The organism is bacterium (assembly GCA_026398675.1).
Taxonomy (GTDB): Bacteria; RBG-13-66-14; RBG-13-66-14; order RBG-13-66-14; family RBG-13-66-14; genus RBG-13-66-14.
On sequence record JAPLSK010000160.1, the window covers coordinates 1 to 4,136 of the forward strand.

Sequence of the window (4,136 nt, forward strand, 5' to 3'; positions counted from 1 at the left end):
TCTCCCCGTGGGAGCGGCGCGTCGACGGGGATGGGGGTGAGGGCCACCGCAATCTCCCTCCCCCCTCTGGGGGGAGGGCTAGGGAGGGGGGTGCCGCTGGTCCCCTCTCCCTCTCAGGGAGAGGCGCGCCTACGGGTTAGGGTGAGGGTCGAGGCGGGGAACGTGAAACCGGCGGGGATAGGAACCGAGCGAAGCGAGCTATGCCCCTGGCAAACCGAGCGAAGCGAGCTACGCCTCCGGCGAATCCCCGCCCTACGTCGGCGAAAGGCCAGGGTGAGGGCCACCGCAATCTCCCTCCCCCCTCTGGGGGGAGGGCGGGGGAGAGGGGCGAAAGCGGCGGGGATTAAAATCCCCGCCCTACATTCTGGCAGACGGCGGTGGATGACCAAACGGGCGGGGATGGAATCCCCGCCCTACGTCATATCGCCTTCGGGGGACGACTTGTACTCCTGATTCAGCGCCAGGAGGGACTCGTCCAGCTCGCCCGCCGGGAACCGGGCTCCGGACACCCCCTCCAACAGCTCCGCCCCCTGTCGCTCGAAGGGCAGGCTCACCAACTGGGGCGACCGGCGCCCGCAGAGCCCGGTCAACGCCAAGCCCGGCGAGCGGTCCCCCAGGTGCTCCGAGGCGAAGCGAAGCCCCCGCTCGGCCGCGTCTGAGGCGTGTACCGCCCCCGCCGAATAGGCCCCCGCGGAGAGCTCGTAGGCGGGCTGGGTGTCGGTGAGCGTCGCCGCCAGGCTGAAGGCCGTCTGGGCGTGCGCGGTGCGGAAGGCCGGGTAGTAAGCGAAGACGCGATGCCGGGAGAGGTCGAACCGCTCCTCATCGCGTATGCGCCGGCGGACGTTTCCCGGAATATGGGTGGTCTCCCCGAGGGTGAATGCCTGGGCGGGAGAGGTCAGCTCGAAGCGCCAGAACGGCAGCAGAACGACCTTGCCGGCGCCCTCCCCCGAGGGGCCCCCGGGACGGGAGCGCAGCCACCACCCCCGGTAGACCTGGTTCGCCGAAAGCCGGCCGACCCTACCGCCCGAAATCTCGAAACCCATCTCGCACCGCGCGCAGGCGAAGGCCCGGTCGCCGGGCAGCGCCGTGATGTCCCCCCCGCACGCGGGGCAGGTGAGCTTCTTCGTCTGCCACTTTCCGGTGAACATGGTCCTCACGGCTCCGGGGTGCGTGTGTAATATAGCCCCGATTCGCGCCGACGGCAAGCCCCCGGGGGCGACGGGGGCGTTTTAAAGACGGCTACCGCCGAAGGCCGACGAAATACGAAATGCCGCGGTTCCAGGTCCGCTCGGCCGCGGCGTCGAAGTAGCACGCCGGCAGTTCCATCCGCTCCCGGTGGTAGTGCAGGCACTCGCAGCAGCGGCCGTGCTTGTCGCAGGAGTAGGTGCAGTTGCAGTGTTTGAGGTTGGTCTCGCGGTGGTCGCAGTCCATGGCGCCTCCCCGTCCCGGGCGGTTCCGCGACCCATCTTAGCCGCGCCCGCCGGTCACGTCAAGGAAGGGGAGTTGAAAAACTCCCCGGAACTTGCTAGAATATGTCAACTGACACGAGGGAGTCGTCATGAGAACAATCCTTCCGCTAATGACCGCGCTTCTCCTCCTCCCCGCCCTGGCCGCCACCGGTAGCGAGTGGCGCATCCAGGACGCCGAGTTCCAGACCATCGGCTTCATAGACGAGGACAACCAGGTTCTGGACACCGACTACGAGATTATCGGCTACATCGATAGCGACCGGGTCAAGGACAAGGATTACAAAATCCTGGCCCGATTGGAAGAGGGCGATGAGATTTTGGTGAAGAACATGTCCTACGTCACCCAGTACTACATCGAGATGGGCGATAAAGACACCGGCCGCCTCAAGGACAAGCGCTTCGGCATCGTCGCCTACTTCGACGACGGGCGGATAACCAACGACGACGACGAGATTCTGGCCTACTACGACCACGACGACCTGGACACCCCCGAAGAGGTGGAGGGCATGGCCGGCGAGGACGCGATTCTGTTCCTGCTCTACTTCTCGAAGATTTTCGACTAGGCGCCCCCCATTCTCCGGTATAAAAAAGGCGGCCCTGCGGCCGCCTTTTTTATTTTATCCGAATGGAGATGCTACTTTTTATGTTTTGGTGATGAAGGTCTACCGCCCTTAACCGAAACAAGCTCAATAGAGCCACCTTTCGGTCCTTTAACCTTGACAAGAGTTTTAATATTCCCGTTCGGCATTTCCGTCACCTCCTCTTTCCAACACCTACACCTACATAATAGAGTGTTTTTGCTAGTTTGTCAATTACTAATTTCGTGTACACTAAGTCATCATCTGAGTCAAATGAATTTCCATCTATAGAATCTAAGCATACAACACCTAGAAATTTTCCTGAAACCGGATGAGGAACAGCAAGAATTAAATAAGACTTAATATCATCTTTAAATCGTAAAACCTTTTTAGGATCTAGTTTTATACCTTTAGTTTGAAGCAACTCAATTAATTTTTCTTGGTCTTCCTTTGCAGAAGGTAAATCAGGAACCCTAATAGCATTCTCCTTGGAGTGCTTCAGATATCTTTCCCAAAGAAAACCTGCATATCCTTCACCTATACTGAAAGTCTCTCTGGTTAGCAATGTCCCAGAGGGAACCCTTACCGTGTTTCGTAGTCTATTAAAAAACTTATTAAAATAAGAAACCCGGATTCTTTCACTCTCATCTGTATCATAAATTAGTCTAATCCACTCCAAGCCGAGACTAATAGCCGCATACCGTTGCGCTCTCCGTCTAATGAAGTTATATATTAAAATACCTATGATTAATAAACATGCTACTACTACAATGTAACTGAGCCAAATTGGCACATCAACCGTAATATAAAGAACATATACCGCTGCACTGGTGCCGATTAGACTGATGATAAGGGTGATAATATCCATTTTACTTGAGGTACATCCCCCGTCCGCGGGTGACCTCGCCGATGCGCCAAAGGGTCTCGCCGGCGGCGGCGAAGGCCCGCTCGTAGTCCGGCCACTTAGGCGCGGCGTCGAAGAAGAGGAGCCCGCCCGAGGTCTGGGGGTCGTGGGCCAGGTGCACCAGCCGCTCGGGCGCCCCCTCCCGGACCGTCACCTCGTCGGCGTAGGCCTCCCGGTTCTTGAAGAGCCCGCCGGGTTCGAGCCGCTCGTCCATGGCGGAGAGAACCTCGGGGGAGATGAGGGGCAGCGCGTCCGTGGCGATTTCCAGCCGGACGCCGGAGTTCCGACCGACCTCCAGGGCGTGGCCCACCAGGCCGAACCCGGTCACGTCAGTGACGGCGTGAGGCCCGAGAGGCCGCATGATTCTCGCCGAGTAGCGGTTCAGCCGGGAGGCGACGGCCACCAGTTTTTTCAAGCCCTCGGGGGAGAGGGCGGCCGCCTTCTGCGCCGTGGCCAGAATCCCCGACCCCAGCGGCTTGGTGAGCGCGATGAAGTCCCCCGGCTCCGCGCCCTTGTTCTGCCAGAGCTCGTCCTCGCGGCAGATGGCGAACACCGCCAGGCCGTACTTGAACTCCACGTCGGTGACCGTGTGGCCGCCCAGGAGCAGGGCCCCGGCCTCGTCCATCTTCTCCTGCCCGCCCCGGAGCACCTCGATCAGGTATTCCAGCGGGAAATCCCGGTCCGGGTAGCAGGCGATATTGAGCGCCCCCAGGGGCTCGGCGCCCATGGCGTAGATGTCGGAGAGGGCGTTGGCGGCGGCGATGCGGCCGTAGTCCGTCGGGTCGTCCACCACCGGGGTGAAGAAGTCCGTGGTGGCCAGGAGCACCCGGCCGTCACCCAACCGCACCGCGCCGGCGTCGTCGGCGTGGTGGATGGGCGATAGCAGCCGCGCGTCGTTGACGGGGGGCAGGGCGTCCAGCACCTGCCGCAGGGCCGCGGGGCCCAGCTTACCCGCTCACCCCGAGCAGCGGACGCTCGCCGTCAGCCGCTTGAGCTCTTTGCGCTGATCACGGTCGTCGGGCAAATCACCTCCTCACGTTCCGTCCAAGAATATGAAATCCGGCCCCGGCAGTCAACCGGGGTCGGGAAAAACGGCCGCCCGGCATTAACAATCTGCGGGGCGCGGGCAGCCTCATATCCCCTCTCCCCTCGGGGGAGAGGGCGGCCGCCTTCTGCGCCGTGGCC

At 61.4% G+C, this 4,136-nt stretch carries 5 protein-coding genes; 1 reads left to right on the forward strand and 4 read right to left on the reverse strand.

Annotation, left to right across the window (positions count from 1 at the left end):
- Positions 1–413 precede the first annotated feature (413 nt).
- Positions 414–1,148, reverse strand: coding sequence for a hypothetical protein (locus tag NTW26_04835; GenBank protein MCX7021594.1), 735 nt, complete (start codon positions 1,146–1,148; stop codon positions 414–416).
- A gap of 91 nt (positions 1,149–1,239) precedes the next feature.
- Positions 1,240–1,431: a DUF6485 family protein gene (locus NTW26_04840; GenBank protein MCX7021595.1), complete on the reverse strand. Its 192-nt coding sequence runs from the start codon at positions 1,429–1,431 to the stop codon at positions 1,240–1,242.
- Positions 1,432–1,558: 127 nt separating this feature from the next.
- On the opposite strand from NTW26_04840, the gene NTW26_04845 reads away from it, so the two are divergent.
- Positions 1,559–2,032 carry a hypothetical protein gene (locus NTW26_04845; GenBank protein MCX7021596.1) on the forward strand — a complete coding sequence of 158 codons (474 nt, stop codon included), beginning with the start codon at positions 1,559–1,561 and terminating at the stop codon, positions 2,030–2,032.
- Positions 2,033–2,222: 190 nt separating this feature from the next.
- Here NTW26_04845 and NTW26_04850 read toward each other — a convergent pair whose 3' ends face one another.
- Both NTW26_04850 and selD read right to left on the reverse strand, forming a co-directional pair.
- Positions 2,223–2,915: a hypothetical protein gene (locus NTW26_04850; GenBank protein MCX7021597.1), complete on the reverse strand. Its 693-nt coding sequence runs from the start codon at positions 2,913–2,915 to the stop codon at positions 2,223–2,225.
- A gap of 1 nt (position 2,916) precedes the next feature.
- On the reverse strand, positions 2,917–3,897 hold the full coding sequence (selD, locus tag NTW26_04855) for a selenide, water dikinase SelD (protein MCX7021598.1): 981 nt from the start codon (positions 3,895–3,897) through the stop codon (positions 2,917–2,919).
- Positions 3,898–4,136: the final 239 nt, after the last annotated feature.

Coding starts and splice junctions, on each gene's coding strand:
- NTW26_04835 (MCX7021594.1), bottom strand. CDS start 1,148: ATGTTCACCGGAAAGTGGCAGACGAAGAAGCTCACCTGCCCCGCGTGC.
- NTW26_04840 (MCX7021595.1), bottom strand. CDS start 1,431: ATGGACTGCGACCACCGCGAGACCAACCTCAAACACTGCAACTGCACC.
- NTW26_04845 (MCX7021596.1), top strand. CDS start 1,559: ATGAGAACAATCCTTCCGCTAATGACCGCGCTTCTCCTCCTCCCCGCC.
- NTW26_04850 (MCX7021597.1), bottom strand. CDS start 2,915: ATGGATATTATCACCCTTATCATCAGTCTAATCGGCACCAGTGCAGCG.